This window comes from Streptomyces sp. NPDC054786 (assembly GCF_053611685.1).
In genome coordinates this window covers 39,069-53,711 of record NZ_JBSHAW010000001.1, presented here as the reverse complement: position 1 = coordinate 53,711, position 14,643 = coordinate 39,069, and the positions used below count along the sequence as shown (strand labels likewise).

15 protein-coding genes are annotated in these 14,643 nt (G+C 69.9%); 9 read left to right on the top strand and 6 right to left on the bottom strand.

Going from position 1 to position 14,643, the window contains the following annotated elements:
* Positions 1-5 precede the first annotated feature (5 nt).
* Both ACWGI6_RS00225 and ACWGI6_RS00220 read right to left on the bottom strand, forming a co-directional pair.
* On the bottom strand, positions 6-422 hold the full coding sequence (locus ACWGI6_RS00225) for a pyridoxamine 5'-phosphate oxidase family protein (protein WP_453265417.1): 417 nt from the start codon (positions 420-422) through the stop codon (positions 6-8).
* 128 nt (positions 423-550) lie between these two features.
* Complete coding sequence (locus tag ACWGI6_RS00220) at positions 551-1,210, bottom strand: response regulator (RefSeq protein ID WP_453265728.1); 660 nt, start codon at positions 1,208-1,210, stop codon at positions 551-553.
* A gap of 327 nt (positions 1,211-1,537) precedes the next feature.
* Between ACWGI6_RS00220 and pdhA the strand changes: the two genes are divergently transcribed.
* Genes pdhA through ACWGI6_RS00195 form a run of 5 tightly spaced genes read left to right on the top strand, consistent with a single transcriptional unit; the run spans position 1,538 to position 6,656 of the window.
* Positions 1,538-2,755, top strand: a complete 1,218-nt coding sequence (gene pdhA, locus ACWGI6_RS00215; protein WP_453265416.1) for a pyruvate dehydrogenase (acetyl-transferring) E1 component subunit alpha — start codon at positions 1,538-1,540, stop codon at positions 2,753-2,755.
* Positions 2,756-2,757: 2 nt separating this feature from the next.
* Positions 2,758-3,741 (top strand): alpha-ketoacid dehydrogenase subunit beta, encoded by a 984-nt coding sequence (locus tag ACWGI6_RS00210; RefSeq protein ID WP_355790820.1) that lies wholly within the window; start codon positions 2,758-2,760, stop codon positions 3,739-3,741.
* A gap of 23 nt (positions 3,742-3,764) precedes the next feature.
* Complete coding sequence (locus ACWGI6_RS00205; RefSeq protein ID WP_453265727.1) at positions 3,765-5,258, top strand: dihydrolipoamide acetyltransferase family protein; 1,494 nt, start codon at positions 3,765-3,767, stop codon at positions 5,256-5,258.
* Between the two features lie 6 nt (positions 5,259-5,264).
* Positions 5,265-6,182 (top strand): helix-turn-helix domain-containing protein, encoded by a 918-nt coding sequence (locus ACWGI6_RS00200; protein ID WP_453265415.1) that lies wholly within the window; start codon positions 5,265-5,267, stop codon positions 6,180-6,182.
* 51 nt (positions 6,183-6,233) lie between these two features.
* On the top strand, positions 6,234-6,656 hold the full coding sequence (locus ACWGI6_RS00195; protein WP_453265414.1) for a VOC family protein: 423 nt from the start codon (positions 6,234-6,236) through the stop codon (positions 6,654-6,656).
* A 24-nt stretch (positions 6,657-6,680) separates the two neighbouring features.
* Here the strand turns inward: ACWGI6_RS00195 and ACWGI6_RS00190 are convergent, their stop codons facing one another.
* Positions 6,681-6,857, bottom strand: coding sequence for a hypothetical protein (locus ACWGI6_RS00190; RefSeq protein ID WP_393908461.1), 177 nt, complete (start codon positions 6,855-6,857; stop codon positions 6,681-6,683).
* 207 nt (positions 6,858-7,064) lie between these two features.
* On the opposite strand from ACWGI6_RS00190, the gene ACWGI6_RS00185 reads away from it, so the two are divergent.
* The 3 genes from ACWGI6_RS00185 (at position 7,065) to ACWGI6_RS00175 (ending at position 10,156) form a co-directional block, all read left to right on the top strand.
* Positions 7,065-7,931: a GNAT family N-acetyltransferase gene (locus ACWGI6_RS00185; protein WP_453265413.1), complete on the top strand. Its 867-nt coding sequence runs from the start codon at positions 7,065-7,067 to the stop codon at positions 7,929-7,931.
* Between the two features lie 189 nt (positions 7,932-8,120).
* On the top strand, positions 8,121-8,804 hold the full coding sequence (locus ACWGI6_RS00180) for a GntR family transcriptional regulator (RefSeq protein ID WP_393908459.1): 684 nt from the start codon (positions 8,121-8,123) through the stop codon (positions 8,802-8,804).
* A 98-nt stretch (positions 8,805-8,902) separates the two neighbouring features.
* Complete coding sequence (locus tag ACWGI6_RS00175; protein WP_393908479.1) at positions 8,903-10,156, top strand: MFS transporter; 1,254 nt, start codon at positions 8,903-8,905, stop codon at positions 10,154-10,156.
* 158 nt (positions 10,157-10,314) lie between these two features.
* On the opposite strand, the gene ACWGI6_RS00170 is transcribed toward ACWGI6_RS00175, so the two are convergent.
* Entirely contained in the window at positions 10,315-11,139 is an 825-nt protein-coding gene (locus ACWGI6_RS00170; RefSeq protein ID WP_453265412.1) for a maleylpyruvate isomerase family mycothiol-dependent enzyme, read from the bottom strand.
* A gap of 153 nt (positions 11,140-11,292) precedes the next feature.
* Positions 11,293-11,823 carry an LURP-one-related/scramblase family protein gene (locus ACWGI6_RS00165; RefSeq protein WP_393908457.1) on the bottom strand — a complete coding sequence of 177 codons (531 nt, stop codon included), beginning with the start codon at positions 11,821-11,823 and terminating at the stop codon, positions 11,293-11,295.
* 64 nt (positions 11,824-11,887) lie between these two features.
* Between ACWGI6_RS00165 and ACWGI6_RS00160 the strand changes: the two genes are divergently transcribed.
* Positions 11,888-13,696, top strand: a complete 1,809-nt coding sequence (locus ACWGI6_RS00160) for an NHL domain-containing thioredoxin family protein (protein ID WP_453265411.1) — start codon at positions 11,888-11,890, stop codon at positions 13,694-13,696.
* Positions 13,697-13,770: 74 nt separating this feature from the next.
* Here the strand turns inward: ACWGI6_RS00160 and ACWGI6_RS00155 are convergent, their stop codons facing one another.
* Complete coding sequence (locus tag ACWGI6_RS00155; protein ID WP_453265410.1) at positions 13,771-14,418, bottom strand: DUF4232 domain-containing protein; 648 nt, start codon at positions 14,416-14,418, stop codon at positions 13,771-13,773.
* Between the last annotated feature and the right edge of the window lie 225 nt (positions 14,419-14,643).

The window sequence follows — 14,643 nt, the reverse complement described above, 5'->3', positions numbered from 1 at the left end:
AAGCCTTACACAGGGTGTGCATAGCGGAAGACCGGCACATCGGTGAGGTAGTGCAGGGTCACGAATTCCGGCTCGATGCGCAGGAAGACCGGGTCGAAGGGGGCGCCGTCGGCCAGCAGGGGGGTACGGCCGAAGAGCTCGCGCTCGGCGGGGGTGGGCTCGATGACCCGGGCCGTGCCGGTGAACTGCACCGACCATGTGTCGCACTCGCCACTGTTGACGTTGTCGGCCTCGTAGGCGACCACGCTGCCGTCCAGGGCCTGGTGGTAGCCGTAGCCGCGGTGCAGCCGCAGGACCAGTCGCCCGTCCAGCACGAGATGGCGGGTGACGGTGGTGAAGGGCAGCGCCCGCCGACTGGCCGAGACGCGCCCGTAGGGCGTGCGGTTCAGCAGCTCGATGGCACGGTATTCGTCGGTGGACATGTCACCACCTTGCGGGGCGGGTCCGGTCGGCAAGTAGGGGCCGGCAGCCCCGAGGAGCCGGGCCGATGGTCCTGAATCGCCATGAGCCGGGCACGGCGTTGCCGCCTCCTGCTTGCCGACCTGCTGTGTCAGTGCCGTTCCGCCTGCATCCGCGCGACATACGCGGCGGCCTGGGAGCGGCGCGCCATGCCGAGCTTGGACAGCAGGCTGGAGACATAATTCTTGATCGTTTTCTCGGCGAGATGGAGCCGTTCGCCGATGGCGCGATTGGTCAGCCCCTCGCCGATCAGATCGAGAATCCTGCGCTCCTGGTCGGTGAGGCTCGCCAGCCGGTCGTCGCCCTTCGCGGCGTTGCCGTCGCGCAGCCGCTCCAGCACCCGGGCGGTGGCCACGGGGTCGAGCAGAGACTTCCCGGCCGCCACTTCGCGTACCGCGGAGAGCAGTTCATTGCCCCGAATGGCCTTGAGGACATAACCGGCCGCACCGGCCATGATCGCATCGAAAAGGGCCTCGTCGTCCGCGAACGAGGTGAGCATCAGGCATTTGATGTCCTCATTCTGCGAACGGATCTCGCGGCAGACCTCGACACCACTCCCGTCCGGCAGCCGGACATCGAGCACCGCGACGTCCGGACGGGTCGCCGGGATCCTGACCAGGGCATCTGCGGCGGTACCGGCTTCGCCGACCACCTCGATGTCGTCCTCGACCGACAGCATTTCGTGAACGCCACGCCGGACAACTTCGTGGTCATCGAGCAGGAATACCGTGATTTTTCCGTCTTCGCGCACCACATCAGTCTCACACATCAACCCTTCCCGTGCTCCAGGTCACCGATATAACGTGCCGTTGTCCCGGCGGCCTGCAACGCTGTGACCAGGAGTTGTTCCAAGCCTTCGCGGTTTACTTGGAAATCCAAGCAAAATCGCAGGTCAGCGCCGTTTCCACTTCGGCTTTGACAATGGGTAACGTGCAATGAGCAGGCCACCTTCCGGGAGCTTTGTTCCACCCGGATCCGGCCGCGTTCGCACACACCCCGTGCGCCGTATCGGATACCGGGTGAGCCGCAATACGGCCACCGGCGGACCCCGGGGGCCGGACAGACGGAGGAGCAGCACGTGACCGTGGAAGGCACTGCGCAGCGGAAAAACGCCCGCGGCAGCAGCAAGCGCACCACCGCCAAAAAGGCGACGTCGGCGAAGCAGGCGTCCCCGGCCAAGACCCGGAACTCCGGTCGGCCCGAGCAGGCGGAGCAGGACCAGCTCGTACAGCTGCTGACCCCTGAAGGGAAGCGGGTCGAGCATCCGGATTACTCGATCGATCTTTCCGCCGATGAGCTGCGCGGGCTCTACCGCGACATGGTGCTGACGCGGAAGTTCGACGCCGAGGCGACCACCCTCCAGCGCCAGGGCGAATTGGGTCTGTGGGCCTCGCTGCTGGGCCAGGAGGCCGCCCAGATCGGCTCCGGCCGCGCGCTGCGCGACGACGACTATGTCTTCCCGACCTACCGCGAGCACGGTGTGGCGTGGTGTCGTGGCGTCGACCCGACGAACCTGCTGGGCATGTTCCGCGGTGTCAACCACGGCGGCTGGGACCCCAACAGCAACAACTTCCACCTGTACACCATCGTCATCGGTTCGCAGACGCTGCATGCGACCGGCTATGCGATGGGAGTGCAGAAGGACGGCACGGATTCCGCGGTCATCGCGTATTTCGGTGACGGCGCCTCCAGCCAGGGAGATGTCGCGGAATCCTTCACCTTCTCCGCGGTCTACAACGCCCCGGTCGTGTTCTTCTGCCAGAACAACCAATGGGCGATTTCCGAACCCACCGAGAAGCAGACCCGGGTGCCGCTCTACCAGCGCGCCCGCGGTTACGGATTCCCCGGTGTACGGGTCGACGGCAATGACGTACTGGCCTGTCTTGCGGTGACCAAGGTGGCGCTGGAGCGGGCGCGCACCGGCCAGGGCCCGATGCTCATCGAGGCGTTCACCTACCGCATGGGTGCGCACACCACCTCCGACGACCCGACGAAGTACCGGGCGGACGAGGAACGGGCGGCCTGGGAGGCCAAGGACCCGATCCTGCGGCTGCGGACGTATCTGGAGGCCGAGGGCCTGGTCGACGAGGCGTATCTCGCCTCGATCGACGCGGAGAGCGAGGCCCTGGGCAAGCGGGTCCGCGATGCCGTTCGTGCCATGCCCGACCCGGACACCATGGCGATCTTCGAGAATGTCTATGCCGACGGGCATGCGCTCGTCGATGAGGAGCGCGCGCAGTTCGCCGCGTACCAGGCGTCGTTCGCCGACGCCGATGCCGCCGCGGAGGGGAACTGACCATGGCCGTCTTCGAGAAGATCACCATCGCCAAGGCGATCAACGAATCGCTGCGTGCCTCCATGGAGGCCGACCCCAAGGTCCTCGTCATGGGCGAGGACGTCGGCAAGCTCGGCGGCGTCTTCCGGGTCACCGACGGTCTGCAGAAGGACTTCGGCGAGGAGCGGGTGATCGACACCCCGCTCGCCGAGTCCGGCATCGTCGGCACCGCGATCGGCATGGCGCTGCGCGGCTACCGCCCCGTCGTCGAGATCCAGTTCGACGGTTTCGTCTTCCCCGCCTATGACCAGATCGTCACCCAGCTCGCGAAGATGCACGCCCGCGCGCTGGGCAAGGTCAAGGTGCCGGTCGTCATCCGCATCCCGTACGCGGGCGGCATCGGCGCGGTCGAGCACCACTCCGAGTCCCCCGAGGCGCTGTTCGCGCATGTCGCGGGGCTCAAGATCGTCTCTCCCTCGAACTCCTCCGACGCCTACTGGATGCTCCAGCAGGCCATCGCCGGTGACGACCCGGTCATCTACTTCGAGCCCAAGCGCCGCTACCACGACAAGTCGCGGCTGGACACCGAGTCGATCCCCGACCCCCTGCACAAGGCCCGGATCGCCCGGACCGGCTCCGACCTCACCCTGGCCGCCTACGGCCCGATGGTGAAGGTCTGCCAGGACGTCGCCAATGTCGCGGCCGAAGAGGGCAAGTCGATCGAGGTCGTCGATCTGCGCTCGCTCTCCCCGATCGACTTCGACACCGTGCAGTCGTCGGTGCAGAAGACCGGCCGGCTGGTCGTGGTCCACGAGGCCCCGGTCTTCTTCGGCGCGGGTGCGGAGATCGCCGCCCGGATCACCGAGCGGTGCTTCTACCACCTGGAGGCCCCGGTCCTGCGGGTCGGCGGGTTCCATTCCCCGTATCCGCCCTCCCGTCTGGAGGACGAGTACCTTCCGGGACTGGACCGGGTGCTCGACGCCGTCGACCGTGCGTTGGCGTACTGAGGGTTTGAGGAGAGTTCGTGACCATGACTGCTACCGCCAATGCCCAGCGCTTCCGCGAGTTCAAGATGCCCGACGTGGGCGAAGGGCTCACCGAGGCCGAGATCCTCAAGTGGTACGTCCAGCCGGGCGACACCGTCACCGACGGCCAGGTCGTCTGTGAGGTCGAGACCGCCAAGGCCGCCGTGGAACTGCCCATTCCCTACGACGGGGTGGTGCATGAGCTGAACTTCGGCGAGGGCATCACCGTCGACGTCGGCACCGTCATCATCTCCGTGGACACCGACCCCGGAGCCGGGCCCGCCGCGGCGCCGGCGGCTCAGCAGGCGCCGCAGGAGGCCGCCACGTCCGGCGAGGAGGAGGCCGAGCCGCAGGGCCGGCAGGCGGTGCTGGTCGGCTACGGCGCCGCGCCGTCCTCGACCAAGCGCCGGGCGCGCAAGCCCCAGGCGGCGGTGCCGGCCCAGCCGGAGCCCGCGAGCGCCGCGCTCCAGGCGGAGTTGAACGGGCGGGCCGCCCCGGCACCGGCCGCCGCCCCGGTGATCACTCCCGCCGCCTCCGTGACTGCGGTCGCGAACGGCACAGGTGGGCACGCCGGCCGGCCGCTGGCCAAGCCGCCGGTGCGCAAGCTCGCCAAGGACCTTGGTATCGACCTGGCGGCGATCGCCCCGACCGGGCCGGACGGCATCATCACCCGCGAGGACGTCCATGCGGCCGCCGCCCCGGCAGCGGCGCCGTCCCCGGCCGCCCCGACCGAGGCCGCCGCGCCGGTCTCCGCCGCCGCGGCTGCCCCGGCCGAGCCCGGCCTCGCCGATGCATCCGCCCGCGAGCATCGGGTGCCGGTCAAGGGCGTACGCAAGGCCACCGCGCAGGCGATGGTCACCAGCGCCTTCACCGCGCCGCACGTCACGGAGTTCATCACCGTCGATGTGACCCGCACGATGAAGCTGGTCCAGGAGCTCAAGCAGGACCCGGACATGGCGGGGCTGCGGGTCAACCCGCTGCTGCTCGTCGCCAAGGCCTTCCTGGTCGCCATCAAGCGCCACCCGGAGGTCAATGCGTCCTGGGACGAGGCGCGTCAGGAGATCGTCTACAAGGACTACGTCAACCTCGGGATCGCGGCGGCCACCCCGCGCGGGCTGATCGTCCCGAACATCAAGGACGCCGGGGTCAAGACACTCCCCCGACTCGCGTCGGAGCTGGGCGATCTGGTCGCCACCGCCCGTGAGGGCAAGACGTCCCCGGCGGCGATGACCGGCGGCACGGTCACCATCACCAACGTCGGCGTCTTCGGCGTCGACACCGGTACGCCGATCCTCAACCCGGGGGAGTCGGCGATCCTCGCCTTCGGTGCGGTCAAGCTCCAGCCGTGGGTCCACAAGGGCAAGGTGAAGGCACGCCAGGTCACCACCCTCGCGCTCTCCTTCGACCACCGGATCATCGACGGCGAGCTGGGCTCCAAGCTGCTCGCGGATGTCGCGGCCGTGCTGGAACGGCCCAAGCGCCTGATCACCTGGGGATGACCCAGGATGCGGGGCCGGGCGGTTCGGAGCGGTGTTTCACGTGAAACCCCGCCTCGGGACCGGCCCGGCTCCGTTGACGAGCATCCGCTCGCCCTCCCCGCGCCCCCGCTCCGCCCGTACGTCAGCGCATACGCCGGATACCGGCAGGCCGGGGTCCCACCGGGCCGGCACCGTGGGCTTCCCTCGCCGCGGCTGACCCTGATCTTCACTCTCGATGAGCCGCTCACGCTGGCCGGCCACCCGGACCCCGGGCAGGCCCCCGGCAGCTACGGCACCCTCATCGGCGGGCTGCACACCCGCCCCGCGCTGATTACCCACCAGGGCTGCCAGTCCGGCATCCAGGTCGGCCTGCATCCGCTGGGTGCCCGCACCTTGTTGGGGCTGCCCGCAGGAGAACTGGCAAGCATCGACCTCCCCGCGGACGCGGTGCTGGGACGGCAGGGCGCGGACCTCGGTGAACGGCTGCGGACGGCGCGCAGCTGGCCGGAGCGGTTCGCGCTGCTGGACGCCTATCTGCTGGGTCGCCTTTCCCCGGGACCGGGCGGCTCCGGTCCGGCGCCCGAGGTCGTCCGCGCCTGGCGGTTGCTGGCAGAGTCGCGGGGCACCGCAACGGTGGCGACACTCGCCGACGACATCGGCTGGAGCGCCCGCCATCTGACCGCGCGCTTCCGGCAGGAAACCGGTCTGACGCCCAAGACCGCCGCCCGCGTCATCCGCTTCGACCGGGCACGCCGGCTGCTCGGCACAGCGGCCCGCACGGGCACCCCGCCGCTGCTGGCCGATCTGGCCGTGCGCTGCGGCTACTTCGACCAGGCCCATCTCGCCCGGGAGTTCCGCTCGCTGGCCGGCTGCCCGCCCAGCACATGGCTCGCCGAGGAGTTCCGAAACGTCCAAGCCCCCGGGGACGCCGTCGAGGAATGCTGAGGTCAGCGGCCCGCCAGGGGGCGCATACCCGATCCAGGAGGTCCAGCGATCATGTCCGGGAACCTGTCCGACACCACGCCCGCACCCCAGGTATGGCCGACCCTGCGGGCCCACGACGCCCGTGCACTGATCCGGTTCCTGGTCGATGCCTTCGGCTTCGAGGAGACGGTGGTCCACGGGGAGGGCGAGCGCGTCGAGCACGCCCAGCTCTCCTGGCCGGAAGGGGGCGGCATCATGCTCGGCTCCGTCAAGGACGCGGACGAGGACCGCTGGCCGCTGCGGCCGGGGTCGTTCGGCGGCTATGTGGTGACCGATCACCCCGATGAGCTGTGTGCCCGCGCCCGGGCGGCCGGCGCGGAGATCACCGATGAGCTGACCGACACCGAGTACGGATCGCGGGGCTTCGGCGCCCGCGATCCCGAGGGCAACCGCTGGTCGTTCGGTACCTACCGCGGCGAGCCGAGGAAGGCGTAGCGGGCGTCGGCGCACCGCAGCCGGTCAGCCGCGGATGAGCTCCACCGCGCGACTGAAGTGCGCCACCGGCCCGACCGGGCCGGACTCGTCGGGGTGCGCGGCGCCGCGGGTCAGTGCGACGCCCGCCCACAGGCCGGCGACGATCAATGCCAGTACGACGGTGTTCCGCGTACGGCGGCCGGCGTTCGTCCTGGGCTGCATGGTCAACTCCCCTTGGGTAGGGGAGCCTCCCCGACTCCCTGCCTCCATTCACCCACGGGATCCGCGCCGATTCGTACGCGGCAGGTATGGACTCTTGTCAGACTTGAGGCGGACCTGGCGTCACTCCGTGGTCCCCCTTCGACGGAGTCCGGGCTCGTTGCGGGAAAGGGTTTGCCGCGGTCGGCCGAGCTGCCTACGGTCGGCGAAATGAGCAGCGAAACGATCATCCGGCGCCCTCGTGCCTCCGACCAGGACGTGGTGACCGATCTGTGGTCCCGGGCCGTGCAGCGTGCGCACCCGTTCACCGGAGGGGAGGGCCAGGACGAACGGGTCCGGATCCTCCGTGAGGTGTACCTCGTACGGGCGGAGAACTGGGTCGCCGAGCGCGAAGGCATCGTCGTCGGGCTGCTCGGGCTGCTGCCCGGCGGGTCCGGGGACGGCAGCGGGGGTCCCGCTGAGGTCGGCGGGCTGTTCGTGGCGTCGGAGGCCCAAGGGCGCGGCGTCGGGCGGGAGTTGCTGGAGCATGCGGCGGCGCTGCACGGGGCGCTGGCCCTGGAGGTCTTCGAGGGGAACGGCGCGGCCCGCGGCTTCTTGGCGCACCCGGGCTTCACGGAGCGGGGGCGGCGGACGGACGAGGAGACCGGCCATCCGATGATCGCCCTGGAGCGTGCCGCGCCGCTGAAGTCGGTGAGCTGGCTGCATCTGCGCGACGGGCGGCTGCTGAGCGTGCGGACGCGGGGGAATGACACGTTCTATCTCCCGGGCGGCAAGTACGAGCCCGGGGAGACCACACGGGAGGCGCTGTCGCGTGAGCTCCGCGAGGAGCTCGGCCTGGTGGTGCCGGCTGAGGACCTGTCGGAGGCGTTTGCCATCCATGACATCGCCCATGGCAAGAACGGCCGTCGGCTGCATATGACCTGCTTCACCGGTGGGCCCCAGGACATCGCACCGGCCCCCGGCCGGGAGATCGCCGAGTTCGCCTGGTTCGACCGCTGGGAGGCACATGAGCGCTGTGCACCCGCCCATGCGCAGGTCGTGAAGCGGCTGGTCGCCCAGGGGCGGATGCCGGGCTGACGGCATGACCGGGCGGCGGTCGGGCCGGGGATCCGCCCGCCGCCTGGCCGTTCGCCCGGCTGCTGCCCGGCTGCCGTTCCGTCGTGACGACAGCTCCGATAGCGCCCTTACCAGGACAAATACCCTCCCCGCCGTCCGCATCGCGGAATGGAGCGCGGAACGCATACCTGTTGTATCTATCCTGTGCGCATGCCCACCGCCGCCACGCCCACCGCGCCTGTCAGAGAGCCCACCGCCAAGCAACCGCCCGCTGCCGAACGGGTCTATGCGCACATCAAGGACGCCGTCCTGGACCGCCGCTACGAGGGCGGGATGCTGCTCACCGAGGGCGAGCTGGCCGACGCCGTGGGGGTCTCCCGGACGCCGGTGCGTGAGGCGCTGCTGCGGCTGGAGGTCGAGGGGCTGATCAAGCTCTACCCGAAGAAGGGCGCGCTGGTGCTGCCGGTCTCCGCGCAGGAGATCGCCGATGTCGTCGAGACCCGGCTGCTGGTGGAGAAGCATGCCGCCGCCAAGGCAGTGCCCGTGAGCGAGGCGCTGATCGGCGAGCTGACCGAGCTGCTGGAGACGATGCGGGAGCAGGCCGCATCCGGTGATCTGGCTGCCGTCTCCGTCACCGACCGCGCCTTCCACGCCGCCATTGTGCGCAGCGCCGGCAATCAGATCCTGGACCGGCTCTACGAGCAGCTGCGCGACCGCCAGCTGCGGATGGGGGTTGCGGTGATGCATGCCCACCCGGACCGGATCGCCAAGAACATCACCGAGCACGCGGAGATCCTCGAGGCCCTGCGGGCAGGGGATGCGGACGCCGCGACCGACGCCGTGCAGCGGCACGTCAGCTGGGTCCGTAACCTCGCGCAGGGGGACGTGCGATGAGCGGTGGTACCGAAAGGGCCGACAGCTCCAGCAACTCCGGCATAGGCGGCGGCTCCGCCCGGCTGCTGCCCGCCGACCCGCCGGGCGGCCGTAAGGCAATGGCCGTCTGGGGCATCGGCGTTGCGGTCTACTTCGTCGCGATCACCTACCGCACCAGCCTCGGTGTGGCAGGCCTGGATGCCGCCGAGCGCTTCCACATCAATGCCTCGGCGCTGTCGACGTTCTCCATCCTCCAGCTGTTGGTGTACGCGGGGATGCAGATCCCCGTCGGCCTGATGGTCGACCGGCTCGGCGCCAAGAAGGTGCTGACCCTCGGCGTGGTGCTCTACACCGTCGGCCAGTTCGGCTTTGCGCTCTCCTCGTCGTACGCCATGGCGCTCGGCTCGCGTGCGCTGCTCGGCTGCGGGGATGCGATGACCTTCATCAGCGTGCTGCGGCTGGGCTCCCGGTGGTTCCCGGCCCGCCGTGGCCCGTTCATCGCGCAGATCGCCGCGCTCGTGGGTATGGCGGGGAATCTGATCTCCACGCTCGTCCTCGCCCGTTTCCTGCACACCTTCGGCTGGACCCCGACCTTCGCCTCCAGCGCCGTCGGCGGCATCGTCGTGCTGATCGTGCTGCTGCTCTTCCTCACGGATCACCCCAAGGGCTTCGAGCCGCCGCCCCCCTCCGCCGAGCACACCGGCGCCGGGTTCGTGCGCCGGCAGATCGTGGACGCCTGGCGTGAGCCCGGTACCCGGCTGGGGATGTGGGTGCACTTCACCACCCAGTTCCCCGCGATGGTGTTCCTGCTGCTCTGGGGCCTGCCGTTCCTCGTCGAGTCGCAGGGGCTGTCGCGTGGCACCGCCGGTGAACTGCTCACCCTCGTGGTGCTCTCCAACATGGCGGTGGGCCTGATCTACGGCCAGATCATCGCCCGTCACCACGCGGCCCGCACGCCGCTGGCACTGAGCACCGTCGGCGCCACGGCTCTGATGTGGGCGATCGTCCTGTGCTGGCCGGCCGATCATGCGCCGATGGGGCTGCTGATCGTGCTGTGCGCGGTGCTGGGCGCCTGCGGCCCCGCCTCGATGATCGGCTTCGACTTCGCGCGGCCCGCCAACCCGCCGGAGCGTCAGGGCACCGCCTCCGGCATCGTCAACATGGGCGGCTTCACGGCCTCGATGACGACGCTGCTGGCCATCGGCGTCCTGCTGGACGCGACCGGCGACAACTACCGGATCGCCTTCGCCTCGATCTTCGTTCTGGAAGCGACCGGCGTCTCGCAGATCCTGCGGCTGCGTCGGCGTGCGGCACGGCGCGAGCGCGAACGGCTGGTGGTCAGCCGGGTCGAGGCGGTCCACGTTCCGGCGTGAGGCCCGCGAGCCGAACGACCGGCGGCCGGGTCCGTTTCACGTGGAACGGACAGGGCTGTTTCACGTGAAACGGCTCACTCCGGGGCCAACTCCTCGTGGGTCGGCCCGGCCGACGGTTCGGGCATCGGGTGAGGTGGCCCCCACCGGAAACCTCCCCGCTACGGCGTGATGGCGAAGTTGTCCAGGATCGCCCGTGCCAGCTCATCGTCGCCGTCGACCTTGATCTGCTCGGCGACGGCCGACGGGCGGACCCGGCCGCAGGCCAGCAGGTGGAAGGTGTCCCAGTCCAGGGCGAGTGTCACGGTCGGGCCGAGCGAGACACTGCCGTCGATCGTGGCGTTCCCCTCGGCGTCGAGGCGGACCGTGCGCAGAAATTCCAGCGGTCCGTTGACATCGAAGACCACCGCCGAATCGGCGGGCGCCTGGGCCCTCTTGGCCACGATGCCGGGCAGCACCTTCACCAGCAGATCGCGGGTCACATACGCGCCGGGGGAGTCGAGATTGCCGGGCTTGCCCAGTGCCCGGCGCAGGTCCTGCTCGTGGACCCAGACGTCGAACGCCCGCTGCTGCAGCACGAATTCCAGCGACCGGTCCTCACCGAGCGGGCTGTGCACGACGGCGTCCGGCTGGCGGGACTCGTTGCGCAGCTGCCGGGAGCGGCGGATGACGGTGTATTCGAGTTCGCTGAGCATCTCCGGCGCGGTGTGGTGCCGGCGGACGTCGACCTGCACCTCCATGCGTCGGGCCGACTCGCTGCGTACGTGGTAGAGATCGCGCGGCAGCGTATGGATCGGCCGCGGGTCGCCCAGCATTTCGCATTCCAGGCCGATGACATGGGAGACCACATCGCGAACAGACCATCCTGGGAGGCCCGTCGCCCTGTTCCACTCGCCTTCGACGAGCGGAGTGACCAGCTCGGTTATCGCTTCTATGGAGTGAGTCCAGGCATCGATGGAGGACTGAAGGCTGGGATGGACGGTCACGGGACCCCTCGGACGGTTCGTACGCGGGCTGCTGTCTGTGCAGTTAAGTTACGCTGCGCACGGGCACCCCGGCAGTGCTTTCGGATGACCATCGTAGGCCGATGTACCCGGGCCGCAGAGGGGTGCGCCGTACGGTCGGGAAGCCCGCTCTCCTCAGTCGTCCCCGCGCTCCCGCTCCGCAAGCCGGATCACACACACCGCGATGGCGATCAGCAGCGGCGGGTCCGCATCGTCGCGTACGACATTGACCGCATAGGTGTCGCGCACGGTCAGCCAGCGCCGCGAGATCTCCGCGAGCAGTTCGCCGTCGTACTCGATCGCGAACTCCCGGTCCAGGATCTTTCCGCTGACATCCAGCTCGGTGCCGTCCACCAGCTCGACGCGATAGTGGTTGCGCAGCAGCGAGAGGCGCTTGCGCTTGATCGTGGCCAGCGGCTTGTCGTCCCGCTCGATGGTCATCGTGTCGCGCAGGCTGAGCATCTTCTTGCGGATGGTGATCAGCACCCGCCGCTCGGTGTCCTTCAGCTCGAAGGTCTCCCGCAGCCGCAGCGCCTTCCCGTCCACGAGGAAGGCGTGCCGCCCGTGCTCGTCGTCGATCCAGTAGTCGTCGCCGATGCCGAAGATGCGGTCGCGCACCACGTACTTGCCCGTGTGCGGGGGCGGCCCCCCGGGAGATTGCTGCATGGCTGACGTGTTCCCCCGGGGACCTGCGGAATGCGCACGCACCGGAGTGACGTTGAATGTGCACATGGCTTCACGTGCACGCGTCCGCGCCCCCGAGCTGATCGGCAAGGGTGGCTGGCTGAACACCGGTAACAAGGATCTCACCCTCGCTGACCTGCGAGGACGCATAGTCGTCCTGGATTTCTGGACCTTTTGCTGTGTGAATTGTCTGCATGTCCTGGACGAGCTGCGGGAGCTGGAGGAGCGGCACCGCGACACCGTCGTGATCGTCGGTGTGCACTCCCCGAAGTTTGTGCACGAGGCCGAGCACCAGGCGGTCGTCGATGCGGTGGAGCGCTACGGCGTCGAGCACCCGGTCCTCGATGACCCCGAGCTCGCCACGTGGAAGCAGTACGCGGTGCGGGCCTGGCCGACGCTCGTGGTGATCGACCCCGAGGGGTATGTCGTCGCCCAGCACGCCGGCGAGGGCCATGCGCACGCCATCGAGAAGCTTGTCGAGGAGCTGGAGGCCGAGCACGCGGCGAAGGGCACCCTGCGCCGCGGCGACGGCCCCTACGTACCGCCGGAGCCGGTCGCCACCGATCTGCGCTTCCCCGGCAAGGCGGTCCGGCTGCCCGCGGGCAGCTTCCTGGTCTCGGACACCACCCGGCATCAGCTGGTGGAGCTGGCCGCGGACGGCGAGCAGGTGCTGCGCCGGATCGGCACCGGCGAGCGCGGTCTGACGCCGGACTCCTTCAATGAACCGCAGGGCCTGGCGCTGCTGCCCGACGGCCGGGTGGCCGTCGCGGACACCGTCAACCACGCCATCCGCGTCTTCGACCCGGAGACCGGTGCGCTGGAGACGGTGGCCGGTACCGGCAAGCAGTGGTGGCAGGGCTCGCCGACCTCCGGACCGGCACGTGAGGTGGACCTCTCCTCGCCGTGGGACATCGCGTGGTGGCAGGACCGGCTGTGGATCGCGATGGCCGGGGTGCACCAGCTCTGGACCTACGACCCGGCCGCCGGGACGGTCGAGGTCGCGGCCGGCACGACCAATGAGGGCCTGGTGGACGGCCCGGCCGCCGAGGCGTGGTTCGCCCAGCCGTCCGGCCTCGCGGCGGCCGGCGACCGGCTGTGGATCGCGGACTCGGAGACCAGCGCGGTCCGTTGGGTGGAGCCCGCCGAAGTGGGTGACGGATATGCCATCCGTACGGCCGTCGGTACCGGCCTCTTCGACTTCGGGCACCGCGACGGCGCCGCCGGCCAGGCGCTGCTGCAGCACCCGCTGGGCGTGACCGCCCTGCCCGACGGCTCGGTCGCCATCGCGGACACCTACAACCACGCACTGCGCCGCTTCGACCCCGCGACCGGCGAGGTGACGACGCTGGCGACGGATCTGCGCGAGCCGTCCGCCGCGGTGCTCGTCGACGACGACATCGTGGTGGTGGAGTCGGCGCGGCACCGGCTGACCCGGCTGCGGCTGCCCGAGGAGGCGATCCGTGTCGAGTCGGTGGCACACCGCACCCAGCGGGCGGCCACCGAGGTCGCCCCGGGCGCGCTGCGGCTGGACGTGGTCTTCCAGGCCCCGGCGGGCCAGAAGCTCGACACCCGTTACGGCCCCTCGACGCGGCTGCTGGTCAGCGCGACGCCGCCGGAGCTGCTCGCCGACGGCGCGGGGGCGGGCACCGATCTCGCGCGGGATCTGGTGCTCGCGGACGGCGTGACCGAGGGTGTGCTGCATGTCTCGGCGATGGCCGCGTCCTGCGACGACGCCCCGGACATCGAGTACCCCGCCTGCCATGTGCACCAGCAGGACTGGGGCGTCCCGGTCGAGATCGCCGAGGGCGGGGTGGCCCGGCTGGGGCTCGTCCTGGCAGGGCTGGACGCCGAGTAGGAGCGAGAGCCCGGGCCCGTCGGCCGGGCCCGGGACGAGGCCGGCCGGCGCGGGCGGGCCGGAGGGGCGGCGGGTCAGTTCCCGACGCCGCCCGCCAGCTGGGCCCCGTGAATGCTCGAGCTCCAGTTGGTGACCTTGCTCTTGCCGACGGAGATGTGGAGCCGCTTCTCCGGGAAGTTGACGGTGACCGGACCGTGCGTGACGGAGCTCGCCGAGATGCCCATGAAGTCGATGGTCACCGACTTCTGCTCGGTGCCCTTGGCGGCCGCGGTGTTGGTCGGGATGACCGCGTAGGCGTAACCGTGGGCAGGCACGGTGATGCGGGTGCCGTCGAGGTGGCCGGGCGTGCCCTGCAGCAGGGGCAGCGGGCTCTTGGCGTTGTTGAAGCGCAGCAGCGGCGCGTTGTAGAGCTTGCAGTCGCGGCTGGTGGAGTTCCTGAACTTCACTGCCACATGGCTCTTCGGGCCGGTCTGCTGGGAGAACGTGACCTTGTAGGTGCTGGGGTAGCAGTCGCGCACCCGCCGGGACGCCGCCCCTGCCCCGGCTGCGGCCGCACCCCCGCCGATGATCCTGCGCTTCTTGCTCTTGGAAGACGAGGAGGAGGACTTCTTCGACTTCTTCGAGGAGTGGCTCTTGCAACCGGTCAGCGCGAGCGAGCCGGCCAGTCCGAGGGCCAGTGCGGCGTACGCGGCGGAGCGGCTTCGGGAGCGGCGTGCGGTCATGGGTGGTTCCCCCAGTGGAGTGCTGCAGTCAGCGAGGTGTGTCTGTCATGGCACGGCCACGATATCCATTGCCGGTCGATGCGCCAGGGCGGGTTCGACGTGCCCGGTGCCGAAGTGGCGTCATAGCAGGTCAGATGGGTCGTACGAAGTCAAGATCAGTCCGTGGCGCGGGGTGAGGATCAGCTTGTGGCCGGGTCGGGACCGCCCCGCGTCAGGTGCCGGAGA